Source organism: Mesorhizobium sp. C399B, assembly GCF_030323185.1.
In the GTDB taxonomy this organism is placed as follows: Bacteria; Pseudomonadota; Alphaproteobacteria; order Rhizobiales; family Rhizobiaceae; genus Mesorhizobium.
In genome coordinates, this window is the sequence record NZ_CP100472.1 from 5,971,206 (window position 1) to 5,989,773 (window position 18,568).

Sequence of the window (18,568 nt, forward strand, 5' to 3'; positions counted from 1 at the left end):
ATCGCCGCGTTTCGGTTACCCCATGGCCCTGCGGCTTTCGGGCTCGTGATTGCCGACCCAATGTGCACGGATGCGGTCGCTGACTTCAAGGTAGGCCATGTCGATGAGATAAGTCAGAAGCTTCTCGCCGTCGGCTTCGGCTTTCTGCCTAAGCTCCCGCAGTATCCCTTGCGCGAACTGCAGGTTCTCCATTTTGCTCGGCTGGTCCATCGGTGCCCCCCAACGTCTGCGTATGAACTTTGCGCTGGCTATGCTTGCATGAAGATTGCCGTGAAGTGGATATTGCACGTGCGGACCGCGATCCTGCGAAGGCGCTGGCTGCATGAAAGCCGCCCCATCCGGCTTCAAGATTCGCTACACTATGTGACGGAAACAAAATAAACAAAGCGTTCTTTTGTACGAGTCAGGAAGGTTCCTCCAGTTCACACCACGAGATACTTGGGCAGCGTAGTTGACGTAACGATATTGCGTGGTCTTAAGCTCTCGTTTCCAAACAAATGTAGCATCCTTGCAACCACAAGACGAATTCCAGCTGACCGGGCCGCTCCGTAGTCAATCGCCGGTTACAAACGGCACCGGGTCTCAGCCCAGCGCTTTGGCCAACCCGTCGTTCCACGGCAGCGCAGGCCGGACGATCTACCGCCCGCCTTGGCTTGACGCCAAGGCGGGCTTTTTTGCGTTTGGCTTCTACCGGGTGAAATGTTGTCGGACCCGGTCCTGTCGGCATCGGGCGGTTTCGAGAATGAATTTCCTGCCAGCCGGCTGTCTGCGCCGCTCGCGCTAGGCCGACTTGCGTTGCGGCAAGCTTGACGCCGTCTCGACACCGTCAGAAATCGGTCCGGCTGTCCGGTTTGTCGGCTCGTCATCGACCCGGTCGTGCTCGAATTGCCGGGCGGCAGGCAAGGGTTGCAACCAGTGCTCACGGCGATTGACCCAGAGTTCATAGCTGGGCTCCAGCCCTTCCGTGGGCACCTCATCGAGGCTGCCAATCGTCACTTCCACCTCATTCTCACGAACCAAAGGGACCCGGCCGCCGCAGGTGGGACAAAAACTTCTGTCGCCGTAGCTGTTGACGATACCCGTCGTTTCGAACGCCTCGAGCGGCCACACTGCGAACGTCGAAAAAGCCGACCCGCTAACCTTGCGGCAGTCCTTGCAATGGCAAAGGCCAATCCGAAAGGGATCTCCCGTCACCGAAAACTGGATGCCGCCGCACAGGCAGCTGCCGCTCCGCCTTGTATCATTGGGCATGACCGCGCCTCCGTCTGGTTGGGCATCACACCGCCACATCTTGCAGCGCCATGCGCACAATCAATTCACGCGCGGCGCAACGGTTCCATGTCGCCTCGCGCAATGCATTGTCTGGACCCGGCAGCGCCATGGCAACGACCGCCGCAAGGCTGCTGGACATGTCAGTTCGGGAAATCGAACACCGGTTCCCGGCACCAATAGACACGGCACTGGCCGTCACGTGTCGGAACGGAGGCAGCGACCGGCACCTCCGGCCAGTCGCACTCGTTGCCGTATTGGCGGACATAGCGATCGTAAGTATTCCGGCCGGTCGTCAACACCGCCGAGTGATGGCTCTGGATGACGCGCTGCGTCTCCTCGCAGGTCATCGAACGCGTGTCGGGTCGGGCGCAGGCCGTGCTTGTTGCGGCAAACAACGCCGTTCCGATGATCCATGCGATTGTTTGGGATGTCATGGCGACCCTTATCCTAAAATACGGCCAGGTATTTCAACAGCGAAATAATGCCGATAATGATGACAACGATCTGCGATCTGCCTCGTGCGGCCATCGAGCGGCAGACGCTGGACGAGATAGAGCACCAGGATGATCACCAGGAAAGTGATCAGAATGCCGATAAGATGAAGCCATGTCCCTCACTGGCTATGTCTGAAAAGAGTACGCGGCGGCAAACGCTCTGGCCCTTGATTGGTTCCTGTCGATGCGAAGCCATCGGCGCAGCGTAAAGGCCGCGAAACAGCGTTCCGCGGCCTTTGAAGCTGAACGCCGATCAGGGCCTGTTTGCCGCACGGTTGTCGTCTGCCGTCGGCGACACGGTTTCCAGGCGACTTGTTGCTGGCGTCAGGCTGGGCTAACGGGAGAACCGCCCCAGGCTGACGAGGTTCCGACAGAAACGGCCTGAGTTGCGCTTCGTTGTCGACATTTGCGCGAGCCCTGAGATCCGGCGCCGCCCGGCGGGTGATCGCCTTTTCGCAGGAGAACAATTGCCGTCCCAAGGGGACGACGGGAACCGAAACCTCGCACGTGCATCTCAGCTACCGCGGAACGGGCAAATCGAGCAGGTGGGGAATTTGGGGTGGGGAAATACGTCATCCAACATGCGGGGATTGGAATCCCAGGTGTCGGGCCCGCCAGTTTGTTGGAAGCGTTGCCCGTTGCAGCCTACACCATCGACACACGGGGCCGCATCACGTTCTACAACGAGGCCGCCGAACCTGAGTGGGACGACGCGCCGCGGTTTTGGCTCCGTCGTCCTCCAGCGGGTTGCGCCACAAGCGCTTAGCGGCACCGGACAACTGGAATTTGGGGAACAAGGCGTCGTCTGGGCGCTCAAAGCGCCGCTGAGTTCGGTCCAAATCTCTCTCGCGGATTTTGTCGATTGAAAGAGAGGGTCGCGCCTTAGGACAATCCCAGCAGGGGAGCGGTTTGGCCGCCTGTGGTGTCGGAATTGCCGATGCCAGGCAGTTCGTGCTTATCGTCGGCAAGCGAAGTCAATCTCCCCGCCTCGACGGAGGTCAGTCCGTCCAACTCCATCACCGCGCCGTAGAGTTGGGCCGTCTGCATCACAAGCCGCTCGACATCTTCAAGGGCGACGTTCTCGTCCAGGTTACGCAATCGTATGTCCTCGGCAACCACCGCAATATTGACCATTCCGCGCGAGCGAAGCGCGCCCAGGACCCGTGAATTGAGATCCTCCCGTAGCCGAGCCGAATATCCGTAGCGCATGGAAACCTTCCTTCAGGAGCCGGTTGTCCCGTCGTGATCAAGATGCGCCAACGACCTTCAGATGGCAAGAAGAATATAAAAAATTCTCAAGTAAATCAGGTAGTTAGCAGATTGCGCGGGTTGTGCTATCGGCGTGTCTCCCTCATCGTTGGTCTTGTATGTGAGTCACCCATCAGCCTCTCTTGACGCGCTGCACGGGGACCCCTAGCTATACTGCAATTGAGACACATACTAACTCACCATATTTTTGGTCTTGACGGTTGGAGGCGCGAATGGCCGAGCTGGAACGACCCGAGCGACTGCAGATCATGCTGACAGCCGAGGAATTGGCTGCCTTGGAAAACTGGCGCTTCGAAAAGCGCATGCCAAGCCGGTCCGCGGCAGTGCGGGAACTGCTGCGGCGCGGCCTGGATGCGGATGGATTCCTGACTGCGGGACAAGGAACAAAGTCTCAGGACTTTGGAATTCTGGGCAGCAGTGTGACTGGCGACGGCCAGTCGGGCGAGTAATTCGACGGCGGTTAGCCTACAATCGCTTTTTCTGGAAGTGCCGCTACCAATTTACTGCGGTGGCGGAAACGCAAAGCGGGTCGGCTCTCGGCAGGGTACTGGTCTCAGCAGGGTACTCTTGGCGTATGGTTGCAAAGCCCGCTCCGGTTTGCCGGAGCGGGCTTTTTGCGTTTTCCGAACAGGAATAGTCGCGATCGCTTTCAGATAGGCTCAAGGTTCTCTTCGCACTCCATGCACGCGACGCTGTGACCGGGGCAACTGAGCCGGTGTGTTCCTCCGGGGCAGCAATGGCCGTTCGAGCTCGCCCACCGGGCACAGACAAACACCTTGCGGGTTCCGTGGCATTGTGGACATTCCATCGGGCGGGCCAGCAGAGCCTCGTTTTCCGAGACACGGCATTCCCTCTGAAGAACCTGGACCAACTGAAACCCCACAGCCGAAATATAGCTAAGCTATCCATACCCGGAAAGCCTAAATTAGAATTTAATTACATAAGCCACGAGCCTCCCGAGGGGGAAGTTTCGCGGATGGCAATCTCAGGCCACCGGCAGTCCGCCGCGCGTGTCTCATTCCCAATTTCGGCCGTCTCAAGATCAAGCTCCGGTTGCTCCCGGCATCGGTCGACCCGCGATTTTGCCCACCGATTTTCGCATTCGGATCGTTATAGGCTTTCGCTTTGCTGGAGCGGCGTTAAAGCTGCCCGGCAAATGCCTGAGCGGGAACAGTCCGTTCCTGCGTCGGTTCGTTTGGACAAGGATGTCTGCCAATGACATTGATGGGCGCAGCGGCACTTTTGATCCTTGTCCTGACTTATGCCGGCGTCGCAATCGGGCGTATTCCAGGCCTCCGTCTCGACCGGGCAGGGATCGCCTTGCTGGGGGGTGCGGCGATGATCGCCATCGGCGCACTCAGTATGGAAGATGCCTATCGCGCCATCAATTTCGACACCATTACGCTGCTGCTCGGCATGATGATCGTGGTGGCGCATCTGAAGGTGTCCGGCGCCTTCCGGACGCTTGGCGCCTACGCTATCGAGCATGCACACGCGCCTTTCGTGCTGCTGGTCATGGTGACGCTGTTGACCGGCGTGCTGTCGGCGTTCCTGGTCAACGACGCCATCTGCCTGGTCATGGCGCCGATCGTCGTCCACGTCACCCGTGTCATCAACCGCAATCCCATTCCCTATCTGATCGCCACCGCCACAGCGTCCAACTGCGGCAGCGTCGCCACCATCACCGGCAACCCGCAGAACATGGTCATCGGCGCGCTGTCGGGAATTTCCTACCCCGCCTTTTCGGCCGCCCTGGCGCCGGTTGCCCTCTCCGGCCTCGTCGCGGTCATCGTAATCGTGCGCATCGTCTACCGCGCCGAATTCGCCCGCACCGCCGATCTCAACCCGGAAGTCTATCGCGGCCGCATGCTGCCGGGACAGGTGCTGAAGGCGGTGGTTGTCTGCATCGGCCTGGCCATCGCCTTCTTCGCCGGCGTTCCGGTTGCCAAGGCAGCGCTCATCGGCGGCGCCATCCTGCTGCTCACCCGCGCCATCAAGCCGGCCCGCATCTACCGCGAGATCGACGGCCCGCTGCTGTTCATGTTCGCCGGCCTGTTCATCGTTGTCGCCGGCGCCGAAAAGACGCTGCTGACGCCCGACATCATCGCCTCGGCCAAGAACCTCGGGCTGGACGACGTCTGGCGTCTATCGGGCTTCACCGCGGTGCTCTCCAACATCATGAGCAATGTTCCGGCCGTGCTGGCGCTGCGGCCATTCATACCCGGCCTTGAAAACCCCGGGCGTGCCTGGCTGGTGGTGGCGATGAGCTCGACGCTGGCGGGCAACTTCACCTTGCTCGGCTCAGTCGCCAACCTGATCGTCGCCGAACAGGCGCGGGCGGCCGGCACGCAGCTGTCCTTCTCAGCCTTCTTCAAGGTCGGCCTGCCACTGACGCTGCTGACCCTTGCCGTCGGGACGGCATGGCTGGCGGCTGGATTCTAGAGCAATTCCAGGAAAAAGTGTGAAGCGGTTTTTCGGTCCGGAATTGCGTCAAAACAAAGAGATAGCGTGTTTCGCCGTCTTCATTAAACGATGAACGCTCTAGCGGATAGTCGCCGATCCTGACCTTGCCCGAACCAGCGTTGCAGCGGCATGTCCGGCCGCCTCGACATAGTCGGGGTTGCGGTGGATCAGCATGATCGAGAACGCGCCGTCCATCAAAAGCACGATTTCGCGCGCCAGGGTCTGCGGCTCGTCGACGCCGTGGCCTGAGAGTTCGCCGGCCAGCCAGGTCTCGAAATTCTGCTTATGCCGCGCGCCCGCTTTAACGGCCGGGTGTCCGGGCATGGAAGCGAGTTCGGCTGCCGTGCGCAGAAAGCCGCAGCCTCTCCATTTCGGGTGCTTCGCCACGCGCGCCAGATTGGTGAAAATCGCCTCGACCTTGCGCTCGACATCGCCTTCGGCCGTCTCGAACCAGCCGGCCATCTGCTTGAGGTTCGGCTGGTCGCGACCGTCGAGATAGGCCGCGATCAAATCGTCCTTGCTCTTGAAATGATAGTAGAGCGTGCGCTTGGTCAGCCCGGCTTTTTCCGCCACTGCATCGACGCTGACGCGGCCGATCCCCTCGGCATAGAACAGCTTCGTTGCGGCATCGACAATGCGTTTGCGGGTAGGGCTTGGTGCTTGGCTCATACGCAAGTATACCGACTAGTGAATATACATACAACCGAAAGCCTGATCCTCTCCGTCGACAAACACAGGGAAGGAAAAGACATGACCGAGCTTGTGCTCACCGAGGCCCGCAACGGGATCGCCATCCTCACACTTAATCGGCCGGAAAAGCTCAACGCCTTGAACTATGCGCTGATTGATCGCCTGCTTGCGCTCCTCGATGCCGTCGAGACCGACGATGCCATCCGCGCCGTCATCCTCACTGGAGCAGGAGAGCGCGCCTTCTCCGCCGGCGGCGACATCCATGAATTCTCAGGCAGCGTGGACATCGGCGTCGACGTTGCCCTGCGCGACTTCGTCATGCGCGGACAGCGCCTGACCGCAAGGCTGGAGGCGTTCCGCAAGCCCGTCATCGCCGCCGTCAACGGCATCGCCTTCGGCGGCGGCTGCGAGATCACCGAAGCCGTGCCGCTCGCTATCGCCAGCGACCGCGCCTTGTTCGCCAAGCCTGAGATCAACCTTGCAATGCCGCCTGCTTTCGGCGGCACGCAGCGGCTTCCGAGGCTGGCAGGGCGCAAGCGGGCGCTCGAGCTGCTGTTGACCGGCGATTGGTTCCCGCCGCCGCGCGCCCTCGAACTCGGCCTCGTCAATCAGGTGGTGCCGCATGAGGAGCTGATGCCCGCCGCAATTGATCTCGCCCGGCGCATGACCAGGCATTCTCCTGCAGCAATTGCCTCGATCCTCACAGCAGTGGCGCGCGGCCTGAACCAGAGCATCGCGGATGGCTTGGCTGTCGAGGCCGAGCAGTTCGCCCGCATGGCTCCGACCGCTGATCTGCGCGAAGGGCTGGATGCCTGGATCGCACGCCGCCAGCCGGGCTGTCACGGCTCGTGGACGCACATCACCCGGCCGGATGAAGCCAGGCGAGCCTCAACGCAGCAGGACGGGCTTGCGGACCGGGATCAAGGCGCCGTCACGGCCACATGACCTTTCATGTTGGGGTGGAAGCGGCAGAAATATTCGACCGCTTCCGCCTTCCGCAGGGTCAGGCTCGCTGTTGCCTTCGGCGGGATCATCACTTCCCAGCCGCCCTTGACGGTAGCCGTGTGGGCGAACACGTCATTGTTCACCCACTTGATCGTGTCGCCGACCTTCGCCTCGACGGTGGCCGGCGAAAAGACAAGCTTGTCGATGGTGACCTGGATGGTTTCGGCCTGCACGGGTGAGGTCCCGAAGACCAGCGCCAGTGCAATCCATAGCAGCCGTTTCGACATGGCCTGGTCCTTACTTCAGCATACCTGCAACATGCTCGGCGTGCTGTTCATGGCCCTGGAAAATCTTCAGGCCGGTCTGCAGCAGGCTCTTCAACTCGGCATTGCTGGCCGATGGGATCAAAAGGGTTTCAAGCGCGCCGTCGACCTGTTTGTGGTAGGCGATCTCGTTGTCGACATAGGCTTTGTCAAAGGCTGCGCCGTCGAGTTTGGCGAGCTTCGCCCGCTCCTCGGCCGCAGCCTTGGTCAGCGCCTGGCTGGTTGCGTTGTCTTCCGGCGTCACCTTCAGCTTCTTTACCAGTTCCAGTGCCTGCGCGTTGACCGCTTCGTGGTCGCGCACCATGTCGTTGGCGAAATCCACGACCTCCTTGGTCTTCGATTTCTTGATCGCCTGCTTGGCGGCTTCCACATCGATGACGCCTGCCGTGTAGGCGATGTGGGCGATCTGAGGGTCCGTCGGCTTGTCGGCGGCTTGTGCGAGCGGGGCAGCGCCAAGCAGCAGCAAGGCAGCGAGGGCGGCGGTGTGTCGGGTAAGCATGGCATCTCCTTCGCCCGGACGCGGGATCGCGCCGGGCCATGTTTTTCAGTTGACGGTCATTGGATGCGCAGCGGTGGCAAACGTTCCCGGGGAAATCGGCCAAATCAGCCGATGATCAGCTCTCCAGGCCGAGCCGCTGCATGACGGCGCTGGTCAGCCTGTCGCAGCGCCGGCCGGCAAACGGGAAGGCGTCGAGCAGCACCGGCCCGATCTGGTCGTCGAGTGCCTTGCGTACCAGGGCGCGGGCGCGGTGTAGCCTTGTCTTGACGGTTTCCGGCCGCACGCCAAGCAGCTCGGCGGTCTCCTCGATACTGAGCCCCTCGATAACCCGCGCCACGAACACCGTCCGATAAACATCGGGTAGGCTGTCGGTCGCCCGTTCCACCAACTCGAGGATCTGCCGCTGCGCCATCGTCCGCTCCGGATCGTCGCTGGGATTGAGGGGGAACTGGATGATTTCGGCTTGCGGGTTTTTCGCCACCGTCCGCCGCCTTTTGCGCAGACGGCCGAGCGCCTCGTTGATGACGATGCGCGACAGCCAGGTGGCCAATGAGGACTCCCCGCGAAAGGCATCGAGATGGGCAAAGGCTCTGACATAGGCCTCCTGGACGATGTCCTCGGCTTCAGCATCGTTGCGCACCACCCCGCGAGCGATGCGATAGAGCCGCTGATTATGGGTCTTCATGATGATGCGGAAGGCGTTGCCTTCGCGTGCCAGCGCGCGGCGCACGAGAAGCATCTCGCTTGAAGCAGCAGTGGGCATTGGTAGAGACATAGCAGGCATGGCCAGTTCCTCGATCCAATCCCCGTCCGAAACCTCGATCAAGACATTGGATGACATCGCCGGCAAAAGGTTCCCGGCCATTTTCGCCCGGCTCCGACGGCGCCTAGAATACTGCTTCCGCCAGCGGCTTGTCAGCAGCCTGCGCTCGCGCCGTTGCCGCAAGCAGATCGGTCTGCGTGATCAGGCCAAGGATGCGGCTGTCCCCGTCCAAGATGATGACTGCATGGGTGCGGCCGTCGGTGAGCACCGGTAGCAGGGCCATGGCGGGCGTACCGGCGGCGGCGGTCGACGCTGTCGAGGTAACGCTTCCGACGGCTTCGTCGGCTCGCGCCAATTCCCTTAATCCAACGGTGCCGACCAGCCTGGCGTCCTTGTCGACAACCGGCAGCGTGCGGATATTGTGGTCGAGCAGCAGATGACGCGCCCGATCGGCGGACGCGTGTTCATCGACCGAAATCACGTCGCGGGACATGATGTCCTCGCACAACATGGTTCGGTGTGCGCGCATCGTCGCTTGCAGTTCGACCTGTCGCAGCAGCTGTTCGAGATCGTTGCGGTCGATGTCGAAGGTCTCGTCGAGCGCAGCCAGCGCGGCATCGATGTCCTCCGCCCGGAAGCCGATGCGCTCCTGAGTCGGCGGATCGATGGTTCCGTGCGTGCTTTTCGGGGCAGGGGCCGGCACATGCGGGTAGCTGCGTCGCGACAGCCTGTGGAAAGCATAGCCGAGCGCGACCAGCATCATGGAGTTCAGCGCCACCGGCACGAACGGAAACAGGAAGCCGGCACCGATCACGGCCGGCCCGCCGAGCACGGCGGTCAGTGCGGCGGCTCCGCCCGGCGGATGCAGGCAGCGCGAGAACGACATGGCGGCGATCGCCATCGCCACGGCAATGCCCGTGGCGAGAACGGGCTGAGGGACGAAATGGGCCACGATCACGCCGACCAGCGCCGATATTGTATTGCCGCCGATGATCGACCATGGCTGCGCCAGCGGGCTTGCAGGCACCGCAAACAGCAGCACCGCCGACGCCCCCATCGGCGCCACCAGCAGCGGCACATGCGGGCCATTGCCAAGCACCAGCGCGCCGATCGCGCCGGTCAGCGCAATGCCGATCATCGCCCCGATGCAGGCGATGAGGCGCTCGCGCAGCGTCGCGCCGGCGAGAATGGGGACAAAGAGACGAAAGGCCATGGCAAGCTCAGTCCGGCTGGAATTGTGCGCGCAGCGCCTGCAATGGCGTTGGACCGACGATTTTGAAAGTCAAACCGATCCGAAAAAGCGCGCGTTGGGGAAATAACATTGCGCTTGGTTGACCGATGAGCGGCTTTGCGAGGTCGATCGCCTGCGAAAGTCGCTCGCCAATCCTTTCAACGGGTTAAGCCGGCTAGCGGAATCAGCTTGGCAAGTTTGCTGGTGTCATGCCGCAGCGGCCGCTTCCAGCCCGCGCAGGATATCGGCCTTGAGGTCCTCGACATCCTCGAGCCCGATCTGCAGCCGGATCAGCGGGCCGTCATAGGGGCCCTTGGCGACGGTACGGTCGCCGAGGAAGACCGGCACGGCAAGGCTCTCATAGCCGCCCCAGGAATAGCCGAGACCGAAGATTTTCAACGCATCGAGGAAGGCATGCTGCTGTCTCTGGCCGCCGCCTTTGAGCACGATGGAAAAGATGCCGCTCGAGCCGGAAAAATCACGCTTCCACACCGCGTGGTCGGGGTGGCTGGGGAGCGCCGGGTGCAGCACGCGGGCCACGCCGGGCTGGCCTTCAAGCCAGACGGCAATGGCAAGCGCGCTCTTTTGATGGTGATCCAGCCGAACGCCCATCGTGCGCAGGCCGCGCAGGACTTGGTAGACGTCGTCGGGGCCGGCGCAGCAGCCCATCGTGTAGAACGTCTCGCAAAGCTGCTTCCAGCAGTTGGCATTGGCAGACACTGTGCCCAGCAGCACATCCGAATGCCCGGCCGGATATTTCGTCGCCGCATGGATCGAGATATCGACGCCGTGGTCGAGCGGACGGAAATAGAGCGGCGTTGCCCAGGTATTGTCCATCATGACGATGGCGCCCGTTTCATGCGCCGCCTTGGCGATCGCCGGAACGTCCTGCACCTCGAAGGTGTTGGAGGCCGGTGATTCCGTAAACACGACTTTGGTGTTCGGCTTGATCAAGCTGGCGATGCCGGCGCCGGCATGCGGATCGTAATACTCGACCTCGACACCCAGCCGCTTCAGCATCGTGTCGGCGAAATTGCGGGTCGGATGGTAGACGGAATCGACAATCAGGATGTGATCGCCTGCCGAGAGAAACGCCAGCAACGGGACGGTCACCGCCGCCAGGCCCGACGGCACGATTATTGTGCCGGCGGAGCCTTCCAGCGCGTCGATCGCATGCGCCAACGCATCGGTGGTCGGCGTGCCGCGTGTGCCATAGGTGTATTTCTGGCTGCGCGCCGCCATCACCGACGCATTGGGATAGAGCACGGTCGAGGCATGCACGATCGGCGGATTGACGAAGCCGAAATAGTCGTGCGGATTGTTGCCCGAATGGGCAAGCCGCGTGTTGATACCCATTTCGTTGCCGTCAGTCGCCATTGCTCTTCGCCTTGTGGTGAAAGCGCTAGCCATAGAGCGGCGGCATTGGCCGTGCAACAGCGGGCGCCCGCCAGGCGGTGCCCTTTGCATAGGCCAATTCCCCCATGAATAGTCTGGAATGCGTGGCGATCCAGAGCCGCGGATTTCATGAGTGGATGTGGATTAGCGTCGACGGACTTTGCCGGTTTTATTTGCGGGGCTTGCTGCTTTCCTGATGCTGTTGTCTGCAATTCAGGCATTTGCGGCAATTGGTTTTCAAAGCTGTCGTGAAACGGTCATTTCCCTTGACCTCACAGAGATAATCGCCTTCGATGCAGTTCGTGAATGGGAGGGGCCGGGCGTCGGTTACGACGCGGGGTTCCGGGAATGAGCCGGATGGGAGCCGGGTTCACGCGGGAAAAGATCAGGATTTGCCTGAGGATCAGGGTTTACCTGAAAACAGAAAAGGGTCTGTGGGTTATGAAACACATTGCAATTGGCATTCTCGGTGCCGCTGCGCTTGGATGGATGGCTTCGGCCGCGTCGGCGACAACGCTCGACGACGTCAAGGCGAAAGGCTTCATCCAGTGCGGTACCAACACAGGTCTTGCCGGCTTCGCTGCGCCTGACGACAAGGGTGAATGGAAAGGCATCGATGTGGATTTCTGCCGCGCGGTCGCGGCCGCCGTCTTCGGCGACGGCACCAAGGTCAAGTTCACGCCGCTCAGCGCCAAGGAGCGCTTCACCGCGCTGCAGTCGGGCGAAGTCGACATCCTGTCGCGCAACACCACCTGGACCATCAATCGGGATACGGCACTTGGCCTGAACTTCGTCGGCGTCACCTATTATGACGGCCAGGGCTTCATGATCAACGCCAAGAAGCTGCCGGGCGTCAATTCGGCGCTGCAGCTTTCGGGTGCGGCAGTCTGCGTGCAGAGCGGCACCACGACCGAGCTCAACCTCGCCGACTACTTCAAGGCGAACAAGATGGAGTACAACCCGGTCGTCTTCGAAAAGCTTGAAGAGGTCAACGCCGCCTATGACGCGGGCCGTTGCGATGTCTACACCACCGACCAGTCGGGTCTCTACGGCATCCGCCTGACGCTCAGCGCGCCGGCAGACCATGTCGTGTTGCCCGAGATCATCTCCAAGGAACCGCTCGGCCCGGCCGTGCGCCAGGGGGACGACCAGTGGTACCACATTGTCAAGTGGACCTATTTCGCGCTGCTGCAGGCAGAGGAACTGGGCATCACCCAGGCCAATGTCGACGAGATGAAGACCTCGGACAACCCGGAGATCAAGCGCGTGCTCGGCCAGGAACCCGAAACCAAGATCGGCACCGATCTCGGCGTTAGCAATGACTGGGTCGTCAACATCGTCAAGGCAGTCGGCAATTACGGTGAGATGTTCGAGCGCAATGTCGGCACCGGCAGCCCGCTGAAGATCGCGCGCGGCATCAATGCGCTGTGGACCAAGGGCGGCCTGCAATACGCGCCACCGATCCGCTGATCGAAATGCGATCCGGAAGGCAGATTGTCTGCCTTCCGGTTTCTCTTTGCAGGGGATGGGCAATGGCGTCGCAGGAAGTCCTACGCGAGGAGCCGAGCCGCGGTTCCTTCATCAACGATCCAAAAGTCCGTGGAGTTGTCTTCCAGGCGGTGGTTGTCGTCTTGCTGGTGGCGAGCGTCTGGTGGATTGTCCACAACGTCATCGACAATCTGCAGCGCCTGCACATTTCTTCCGGGTTCGGCTACCTGAAAAGCCGTGCCGGCTTCGATATCTCAGTCAGTGCCATCCCTTACAACTCGGACGACACCTATGGCAAAGCCATTGTCGTCGGGCTGATCAACACCCTCATCGTCGCCGTTGCCGGCATCATCACCGCAACCATCATCGGCTTCATCGTCGGCATCGGCCGCTTGTCGCACAACTGGCTGATCCGCAAGATCTGCACGGTCTATGTCGAGATTTTCCGCAACATCCCGCCGCTGCTGGTGATCTTCTTCTGGTATTCGGGCGTGCTGGCGGTCTTGCCCGTGGTGCGCGAAAGCATCAACCTGCCATTCGGCTCTTTTCTCAACCAGCGCGGCTTCTATCTTCCTCGTGCCATCTGGGGTGATGGCTCCTGGCTGATCTTTGTCGCCTTGCTTGTCGGCATCGCCATGGCATGGTTCGTCGCCCGCACGGCGCGCCAGCGGCAGATGGCGACCGGTCAGCAGTTTCCCGTGTTCTGGACGTCCCTGGCGCTGATCGTCGGCCTGCCGCTTCTGGCCTATGCGCTGAGCGGCTTTCCCCTGACCTTCGATTTTCCGAAGCAATCGACCTTCAACCTGGCCGGCGGTTTCCACATCGGGCCGGAATTCCTTTCGCTCTATCTGGCGCTGTCCTGCTACACGGCCTCCTTTATTGCAGAGATCGTGCGTGCCGGCATTCTCGGCGTCTCGAAGGGCCAGTCGGAAGCGGCTGGTGCTCTGGGATTGCGGCCGGGATCGATCCTGCGGCTTGTCGTCGTGCCGCAAGCCATGCGCATCGTCATCCCGCCGCTGACCAGCCAGTATCTCAACCTGACCAAGAACTCATCGCTGGCCATCGCTATTGCGTACCCGGATCTGACGGCGACCGCCGGCACAGTGCTCAACCAGACGGGGCAGGCGGTCGAAAACGTGCTGATCATGATGGTCGTCTATCTCGTCATCAGCCTGGTGACGTCGGCGGTCATGAATGTGGTCAACGCCAGGATGGCGCTGGTGGAGAGGTAAGGCCATGCAGGAACACGATACCGCCTGGGTGCGGACCGAAATGGCCCTGGCGCAACAGGCGCCGGCCGGCGTGCGGGGGCCTATCGCCTGGGTCCGCAAGAACCTGATCGGTTCGGTGGGCGACACCATCCTGACCGTACTGGGCATCGCACTGGTGGTGATGATCCTGCCGCCAATCATCAACTGGGCCTTCATCAGCGCCCAGTGGGTAGGGTCCGATCGCTCGGTATGCGCCACGGCGGCGCAAGGCGGCGTTCAGCCGGATGGCTGGTCCGGCGCTTGCTGGGCGTTCGTCAACGCCAAGTTCGGCCAATTCATGCTCGGCCGCTATCCTATTGAGGAGCGCTGGCGGCCGATCCTGGTCGCCATACTATTCGTGGCGCTGCTGGTGCCGCTGCTGATCCCGCGCGTGCCGCGCAAGGGGCTGAACGCGATCCTGCTTTTCCTGGTGCTGCCGATCGTCGCTTTCGTGCTGCTGGTCGGCGGCATGTTCGGCCTGCCGCATGTGGAGACGCAGCTATGGGGCGGCCTGCTGGTGACGCTCAGCCTGGCCTTCGTCGGCATTGCAGTGTCGCTGCCGTTCGGCATCGTGCTGGCGCTCGGTCGGCGCTCGAAGATGCCGATAGTCAAGATGCTGTGCGTTATCTTCATCGAATTCGTTCGCGGCATCCCGCTGATCACCGTCCTGTTCTTTGCCAGCGTCATGCTGCCGCTGTTCCTGCCCCCCGGCGTTTCCTTCGACAAGTTCCTCAGGGCGCTGATCGGCTTCTCGTTGTTTGCCGCCGCCTACATGGCGGAGGTGGTGCGCGGCGGTCTGCAGGCGATCCCCAAGGGCCAGTATGAGGGTGCGGATTCGCTTGGTCTCGGTTACTGGCAGAAGATGAACCTTATCGTGCTGCCGCAAGCGCTGAAGCTGGTCATACCCGGCATCGTCAACACCTTCATCGGCATGTTGAAAGACACAAGCCTGGTTATCATCATCTCGATGTTCGACCTGCTCGGTGTCGTCAAGCAGAACTTCTCCGATCCCAACTGGGCGACGCCGCAGACCACCAAGTCCGGCCTGATTTTCGCTGCCTTCGTCTTCTGGCTGTTCTGCTTCGGCATGTCGCGCTATTCGATGTATACGGAACGCCGGCTGGACACCGGCCACAAACGTTAAAAACAAATAAAGGGGAACCTGCCATGGTCATAGAAAACGCCGTCAGCGCCGAAGAGATCAAGGTCGATGCCAAGAAGATGCACATCTCGACCACCGATGTCGCAATCGACATCATCGGCATGCACAAATGGTATGGCGAGTTCCATGTGCTGAAGGACATCAACCTCAAGGTGATGCGCGGCGAGCGCATCGTCATCTGCGGTCCTTCGGGGTCGGGCAAGTCGACCATGATCCGCTGCATCAACCGGCTGGAAGAGCACCAGAAGGGCAAGATCATCGTCGACGGCAAGGAACTCACCAACGATCTCAAGAAGATCGACGAGGTGCGCCGCGAGGTCGGCATGGTGTTCCAGCACTTCAACCTGTTCCCGCATCTGACCATCCTGGAGAACTGCACGCTGGCGCCGATCTGGGTGCGCAAGACGCCGAAGAAGCAGGCCGAGGAAATCGCCATGCACTTCCTCAAGCGCGTCAAGATCCCCGAACAGGCCAACAAATATCCGGGCCAGCTGTCGGGCGGCCAGCAGCAGCGCGTGGCGATAGCGCGTTCGCTGTGCATGAACCCGCGCATCATGCTGTTCGATGAGCCGACCTCGGCGCTCGATCCAGAAATGATCAAGGAAGTGCTGGAGACGATGGTGGGCCTGGCCGAGGAAGGCATGACCATGCTGTGCGTCACCCACGAAATGGGCTTTGCCCGCAAAGTGGCCAACCGGGTGATCTTCATGGATCAGGGCCAGATCGTCGAACAGAACACGCCGGCCGAGTTCTTCGACCATCCGCGCCACGAGCGCACCAAGCTGTTTCTGTCGCAGATCCTGCACTGAGCATTTTCATGCGAAGCAAAAGAGCCCGGCCGCAATGCGGCCGGGCTCTTTTGCTATCTGGGGTCGGGATTGATCTTCTCCATTGAAACGCAAAGCCGCCGCCGCATGAGAAAAGCCCTGCGTTTCCTGGCCATGCTGATTATCGTGGTCGCGCTCGCTGCCACGCTCGGCACGCTGGTGCCGCGTCCGCTGTGGCCGGCGTCAGCGGCGGGTGAGGGCACGCGCCATATTCTGGTGCTGGAGAATCCGATCCACACCGACATCGCCATTCCCGTCGATGACGAGGTGCGCCGGCGCTTCCATTTCCTGGTCGCTGCCGGCATCCCTGTCGACGCCCCGGAAGTGCGCTACATCGTCTTTGGCTGGGGCGGCCGGGCCTTCTATCTGGAGACGCCGAGCTGGTCGCAGCTGAAGACAGTGCCCGTCCTCAAGGCGCTGACACTGGACGCCTCGGTCATGCATGTCGATATCGCCGGGGCCATCGCCGAGCCGCACCCTGCTGCCACCGGTTTCGACATCGATGAGGAACGTTTTGCAGCGCTGCTCGACTATATCGACGCGAGTTTCCAGCAAGGGCCGCACGGTCCTGTGGTCATCGAGAACGCCGCCTATTCCAGCTTCGACCGCTTCTTCGAGGCGAACGGCCATTTCAACGCGCTGGTCGGCTGCAACACCTGGACAGCCGCCGGCCTGCGCACCGCCGGCCTGCGCACCGGCTGGTGGAACCCGCTGCCGGCCTCGCTGGGCTTGTCGATGCGGTTTTATAACTAGCAGTCCTTCATCGCACCGCGACAGTGTTGGATCTTTTGAAGTCAGCGGGACGGCACCCCCCTCTGGCCTGCCGGCCATCTCCCCCGCAAGGGGGGAGATCAGCCGTTTTGCCCGCGGCGCTCCTGCTGCAACGCCGGCGATTTTGGCGAAGGCGACGGCGACATCCAATCTCCCCCCTTGCGGGGGAGATGTCCGGCAGGACAGAGGGGGGTGGGAAGGATCGCTACGTCGACGATCTAGACTGCCGAGTGTCCGCTCGCCATCCATAGAGCCAGTCGAGGTCGGCGGCGAGCTTGTCGGGCGAGCGCATGGCCAGGAACAGATTGCGGGCGATCGCCACCGGGCCGGCAGCATGCCAGGCGAGGCGGTTTACGGCCCCACGACGCGCGGCCTTGGCGACACGCGGCCGCCGAAGATTTTCCCAGATTCGAAAACTTCTGGGCAGATCGCCAGGGAAATCGGCGATAGCCTCGGCAAGCGTGGTGGCATCTTCGATCGCCATCGCGGCACCTTGCGCCGCAAACGGCGTCATCGCGTGCGCGGCGTCGCCGATCAGCGCGATGCCCTGCGGGCTCGTCCACCGCTTCTGTTCGACGGTGTGGATCGGAAAGGCCGTCCATGGGCCGGCCAGTGCCACAAGCTTCGTCAGGCCCGGCGCGGTGCCGCGCAGGGCAGCCGTGAGGATCGCGGGATCGGCATGGCCTGACCAACCTTCCGCCATGCGCTCGCCCTTGGTGAAGGCGGCGAGATTGAAGGCCCGGCCTTTGCTGACGGGATAGGCGACCATGTGGAAGCCTGGATGCAGGAACGTGGTGACGCAGTCGGCGGCGCCGATCGCGACAAAGGCTTCGCCGGCGGCGCTCTCGGCCGCGATCGTGACTCGCCAGGCGAGTTCGCCCGAAAAACGGCTTTTGACGAAGTCCTCGCCTGCGAGTTGCGCCCTGACTGCCGACCAGACGCCGTCGGCGCCGACCAGCAGTTTGCCGCGTGCCTCGATCTCGCGGCCGTCCACTTCGGCGGTCACGGCGACATATTGCGCGTCTTTGACGATGCCGGTCACGCGGGCGCCGGTGATGAGCTCAATCTCTGGCCGTTCGGCCATTTGCGCCAGCAGCCCTGCCTGCAGATCGGCGCGGTGAGCGACGAGATAAGGCGCCTGCCAGCGCGCTTCGGCGGCTTGCCCAAGCGGTACCCGCGCCAGTTCGCGCAGCGTCCCGGCGTCCTTGAGCACGACCGCTTCCGGCCGCAACGCTGCCGGCAGCAGCCGGTCGAGCACGCCGAGTTTTCCAAGAATGCGTGTTGCGTTGGGCGAAAGCTGGATGCCGGCGCCGGCCGCGTCTAGGTGCTGTGCCTGTTCGATCAGCTTTACCGGATAACCCCGTCCGGCGAAGGCAAGGGCAGCGGTCAGCCCGGCGATGCCGGCCCCGGCGATTATGACCTGCCGGGACCTGATGTCTTCCATCGGGCTTGTCGCGGAAGGATCAGGCGGCCTGGTCGATATAAAGGCAACCGGCCGGCAGCGTTTCCGTCGCCCTCAGCTTCGCCGAATAGCGGTAGAGCGTCGAGCAGTAGGGACAGACCTTTTCATTGTCGTCGCCCATGTCGAGGAACACATGCGGGTGGTCGAAGGGCGGGTTGGCGCCGGTGCACATGAATTCCTTGACGCCGATGTCGATTGCCGGATGGCCCGCATCGTTCTGGAAATGGGGAATGGAACCGCCTGCCATCGTCGTCTCCTTGATCT

General features: G+C 61.8%; 22 protein-coding genes and 1 pseudogene. 9 read left to right on the forward strand and 14 right to left on the reverse strand.

Annotated elements, in window-relative coordinates:
• Positions 1–15: 15 nt before the first annotated feature.
• From NLY36_RS28500 to NLY36_RS28520, 6 genes and pseudogenes are all read right to left on the reverse strand, one after another.
• The gene (locus NLY36_RS28500; protein ID WP_023697737.1) at positions 16–210 is read right to left on the reverse strand and encodes a hypothetical protein; all 195 of its coding nucleotides are present in this window, start codon (positions 208–210) and stop codon (positions 16–18) included.
• A 570-nt stretch (positions 211–780) separates the two neighbouring features.
• Positions 781–1,251, reverse strand: coding sequence for a GFA family protein (locus tag NLY36_RS28505; RefSeq protein WP_023735860.1), 471 nt, complete (start codon positions 1,249–1,251; stop codon positions 781–783).
• A gap of 25 nt (positions 1,252–1,276) precedes the next feature.
• Positions 1,277–1,411, reverse strand: a complete 135-nt coding sequence (locus NLY36_RS28510) for a hypothetical protein (RefSeq protein WP_023684341.1) — start codon at positions 1,409–1,411, stop codon at positions 1,277–1,279.
• Between the two features lies 1 nt (position 1,412).
• Entirely contained in the window at positions 1,413–1,706 is a 294-nt protein-coding gene (locus tag NLY36_RS28515; RefSeq protein WP_023697735.1) for a hypothetical protein, read from the reverse strand.
• Positions 1,707–1,719: 13 nt separating this feature from the next.
• Positions 1,720–1,867 (reverse strand): annotated as a pseudogene (locus tag NLY36_RS31705) (Thivi_2564 family membrane protein).
• 781 nt (positions 1,868–2,648) lie between these two features.
• Positions 2,649–2,975 carry a hypothetical protein gene (locus NLY36_RS28520; protein WP_023712723.1) on the reverse strand — a complete coding sequence of 109 codons (327 nt, stop codon included), beginning with the start codon at positions 2,973–2,975 and terminating at the stop codon, positions 2,649–2,651.
• Positions 2,976–3,247: 272 nt separating this feature from the next.
• Between NLY36_RS28520 and NLY36_RS28525 the strand changes: the two genes are divergently transcribed.
• Together NLY36_RS28525 and NLY36_RS28530 are read left to right on the forward strand one after the other, a co-directional pair.
• Positions 3,248–3,484 carry a hypothetical protein gene (locus NLY36_RS28525; RefSeq protein WP_023671471.1) on the forward strand — a complete coding sequence of 79 codons (237 nt, stop codon included), beginning with the start codon at positions 3,248–3,250 and terminating at the stop codon, positions 3,482–3,484.
• Between the two features lie 766 nt (positions 3,485–4,250).
• Positions 4,251–5,477, forward strand: coding sequence for an anion transporter (locus tag NLY36_RS28530; protein WP_023735859.1), 1,227 nt, complete (start codon positions 4,251–4,253; stop codon positions 5,475–5,477).
• 99 nt (positions 5,478–5,576) lie between these two features.
• Here the strand turns inward: NLY36_RS28530 and NLY36_RS28535 are convergent, their stop codons facing one another.
• Positions 5,577–6,167 carry a TetR/AcrR family transcriptional regulator gene (locus NLY36_RS28535; RefSeq protein WP_023700673.1) on the reverse strand — a complete coding sequence of 197 codons (591 nt, stop codon included), beginning with the start codon at positions 6,165–6,167 and terminating at the stop codon, positions 5,577–5,579.
• An 81-nt stretch (positions 6,168–6,248) separates the two neighbouring features.
• Here NLY36_RS28535 and NLY36_RS28540 point away from each other — a divergent pair, with 81 nt between their 5' ends.
• The gene (locus tag NLY36_RS28540; RefSeq protein WP_023697731.1) at positions 6,249–7,133 is read left to right on the forward strand and encodes a crotonase/enoyl-CoA hydratase family protein; all 885 of its coding nucleotides are present in this window, start codon (positions 6,249–6,251) and stop codon (positions 7,131–7,133) included.
• Here the strand turns inward: NLY36_RS28540 and NLY36_RS28545 are convergent.
• The 5 genes from NLY36_RS28545 to NLY36_RS28565 all read right to left on the reverse strand — a co-directional run bounded on the left by NLY36_RS28545 (position 7,109) and on the right by NLY36_RS28565 (position 11,326).
• Positions 7,109–7,420 carry a cupredoxin domain-containing protein gene (locus tag NLY36_RS28545; protein ID WP_023697730.1) on the reverse strand — a complete coding sequence of 104 codons (312 nt, stop codon included), beginning with the start codon at positions 7,418–7,420 and terminating at the stop codon, positions 7,109–7,111. The genes NLY36_RS28540 and NLY36_RS28545 overlap by 25 nt on opposite strands.
• Positions 7,421–7,430: 10 nt before the next feature.
• Positions 7,431–7,955: a DUF4142 domain-containing protein gene (locus NLY36_RS28550; RefSeq protein ID WP_023697729.1), complete on the reverse strand. Its 525-nt coding sequence runs from the start codon at positions 7,953–7,955 to the stop codon at positions 7,431–7,433.
• Positions 7,956–8,070: 115 nt separating this feature from the next.
• Positions 8,071–8,694, reverse strand: a complete 624-nt coding sequence (locus NLY36_RS28555) for an RNA polymerase sigma factor (protein WP_023700670.1) — start codon at positions 8,692–8,694, stop codon at positions 8,071–8,073.
• A gap of 148 nt (positions 8,695–8,842) precedes the next feature.
• Complete coding sequence (locus NLY36_RS28560; protein ID WP_023735858.1) at positions 8,843–9,931, reverse strand: HPP family protein; 1,089 nt, start codon at positions 9,929–9,931, stop codon at positions 8,843–8,845.
• Positions 9,932–10,156: 225 nt separating this feature from the next.
• Positions 10,157–11,326: a cystathionine beta-lyase gene (locus tag NLY36_RS28565; RefSeq protein ID WP_023684329.1), complete on the reverse strand. Its 1,170-nt coding sequence runs from the start codon at positions 11,324–11,326 to the stop codon at positions 10,157–10,159.
• 178 nt (positions 11,327–11,504) lie between these two features.
• Here NLY36_RS28565 and NLY36_RS28570 point away from each other — a divergent pair, with 178 nt between their 5' ends.
• The 6 genes from NLY36_RS28570 to NLY36_RS28595 all read left to right on the forward strand — a co-directional run bounded on the left by NLY36_RS28570 (position 11,505) and on the right by NLY36_RS28595 (position 16,824).
• On the forward strand, positions 11,505–11,696 hold the full coding sequence (locus NLY36_RS28570) for a hypothetical protein (protein ID WP_023684328.1): 192 nt from the start codon (positions 11,505–11,507) through the stop codon (positions 11,694–11,696).
• 89 nt (positions 11,697–11,785) lie between these two features.
• Positions 11,786–12,814 (forward strand): amino acid ABC transporter substrate-binding protein, encoded by a 1,029-nt coding sequence (locus NLY36_RS28575; RefSeq protein ID WP_023689900.1) that lies wholly within the window; start codon positions 11,786–11,788, stop codon positions 12,812–12,814.
• Between the two features lie 62 nt (positions 12,815–12,876).
• Positions 12,877–14,064, forward strand: a complete 1,188-nt coding sequence (locus NLY36_RS28580) for an amino acid ABC transporter permease (RefSeq protein WP_023689901.1) — start codon at positions 12,877–12,879, stop codon at positions 14,062–14,064.
• Positions 14,065–14,068: 4 nt separating this feature from the next.
• Positions 14,069–15,226: an amino acid ABC transporter permease gene (locus tag NLY36_RS28585; RefSeq protein ID WP_023684325.1), complete on the forward strand. Its 1,158-nt coding sequence runs from the start codon at positions 14,069–14,071 to the stop codon at positions 15,224–15,226.
• A 23-nt stretch (positions 15,227–15,249) separates the two neighbouring features.
• Positions 15,250–16,053, forward strand: a complete 804-nt coding sequence (locus NLY36_RS28590; RefSeq protein WP_023671483.1) for an amino acid ABC transporter ATP-binding protein — start codon at positions 15,250–15,252, stop codon at positions 16,051–16,053.
• A 105-nt stretch (positions 16,054–16,158) separates the two neighbouring features.
• Complete coding sequence (locus NLY36_RS28595; protein ID WP_023735857.1) at positions 16,159–16,824, forward strand: TIGR02117 family protein; 666 nt, start codon at positions 16,159–16,161, stop codon at positions 16,822–16,824.
• Between the two features lie 223 nt (positions 16,825–17,047).
• Here the strand turns inward: NLY36_RS28595 and NLY36_RS28600 are convergent, their stop codons facing one another.
• Both NLY36_RS28600 and NLY36_RS28605 read right to left on the reverse strand, forming a co-directional pair.
• Positions 17,048–18,286 (reverse strand): FAD-dependent monooxygenase, encoded by a 1,239-nt coding sequence (locus tag NLY36_RS28600; protein WP_023697724.1) that lies wholly within the window; start codon positions 18,284–18,286, stop codon positions 17,048–17,050.
• A 19-nt stretch (positions 18,287–18,305) separates the two neighbouring features.
• Positions 18,306–18,551 carry a zinc-finger domain-containing protein gene (locus NLY36_RS28605; protein WP_023705697.1) on the reverse strand — a complete coding sequence of 82 codons (246 nt, stop codon included), beginning with the start codon at positions 18,549–18,551 and terminating at the stop codon, positions 18,306–18,308.
• Between the last annotated feature and the right edge of the window lie 17 nt (positions 18,552–18,568).

Coding starts and splice junctions, on each gene's coding strand:
- NLY36_RS28500 (WP_023697737.1), bottom strand. CDS start 210: ATGGACCAGCCGAGCAAAATGGAGAACCTGCAGTTCGCGCAAGGGATA.
- NLY36_RS28505 (WP_023735860.1), bottom strand. CDS start 1,251: ATGCCCAATGATACAAGGCGGAGCGGCAGCTGCCTGTGCGGCGGCATC.
- NLY36_RS28510 (WP_023684341.1), bottom strand. CDS start 1,411: ATGTCCAGCAGCCTTGCGGCGGTCGTTGCCATGGCGCTGCCGGGTCCA.
- NLY36_RS28515 (WP_023697735.1), bottom strand. CDS start 1,706: ATGACATCCCAAACAATCGCATGGATCATCGGAACGGCGTTGTTTGCC.
- NLY36_RS28520 (WP_023712723.1), bottom strand. CDS start 2,975: ATGCGCTACGGATATTCGGCTCGGCTACGGGAGGATCTCAATTCACGG.
- NLY36_RS28525 (WP_023671471.1), top strand. CDS start 3,248: ATGGCCGAGCTGGAACGACCCGAGCGACTGCAGATCATGCTGACAGCC.
- NLY36_RS28530 (WP_023735859.1), top strand. CDS start 4,251: ATGACATTGATGGGCGCAGCGGCACTTTTGATCCTTGTCCTGACTTAT.
- NLY36_RS28535 (WP_023700673.1), bottom strand. CDS start 6,167: ATGAGCCAAGCACCAAGCCCTACCCGCAAACGCATTGTCGATGCCGCA.
- NLY36_RS28540 (WP_023697731.1), top strand. CDS start 6,249: ATGACCGAGCTTGTGCTCACCGAGGCCCGCAACGGGATCGCCATCCTC.
- NLY36_RS28545 (WP_023697730.1), bottom strand. CDS start 7,420: ATGTCGAAACGGCTGCTATGGATTGCACTGGCGCTGGTCTTCGGGACC.
- NLY36_RS28550 (WP_023697729.1), bottom strand. CDS start 7,955: ATGCTTACCCGACACACCGCCGCCCTCGCTGCCTTGCTGCTGCTTGGC.
- NLY36_RS28555 (WP_023700670.1), bottom strand. CDS start 8,694: ATGCTTCTCGTGCGCCGCGCGCTGGCACGCGAAGGCAACGCCTTCCGC.
- NLY36_RS28560 (WP_023735858.1), bottom strand. CDS start 9,931: ATGGCCTTTCGTCTCTTTGTCCCCATTCTCGCCGGCGCGACGCTGCGC.
- NLY36_RS28565 (WP_023684329.1), bottom strand. CDS start 11,326: ATGGCGACTGACGGCAACGAAATGGGTATCAACACGCGGCTTGCCCAT.
- NLY36_RS28575 (WP_023689900.1), top strand. CDS start 11,786: ATGAAACACATTGCAATTGGCATTCTCGGTGCCGCTGCGCTTGGATGG.
- NLY36_RS28580 (WP_023689901.1), top strand. CDS start 12,877: ATGGCGTCGCAGGAAGTCCTACGCGAGGAGCCGAGCCGCGGTTCCTTC.
- NLY36_RS28585 (WP_023684325.1), top strand. CDS start 14,069: ATGCAGGAACACGATACCGCCTGGGTGCGGACCGAAATGGCCCTGGCG.
- NLY36_RS28590 (WP_023671483.1), top strand. CDS start 15,250: ATGGTCATAGAAAACGCCGTCAGCGCCGAAGAGATCAAGGTCGATGCC.
- NLY36_RS28595 (WP_023735857.1), top strand. CDS start 16,159: ATGAGAAAAGCCCTGCGTTTCCTGGCCATGCTGATTATCGTGGTCGCG.
- NLY36_RS28600 (WP_023697724.1), bottom strand. CDS start 18,286: ATGGAAGACATCAGGTCCCGGCAGGTCATAATCGCCGGGGCCGGCATC.
- NLY36_RS28605 (WP_023705697.1), bottom strand. CDS start 18,551: ATGGCAGGCGGTTCCATTCCCCATTTCCAGAACGATGCGGGCCATCCG.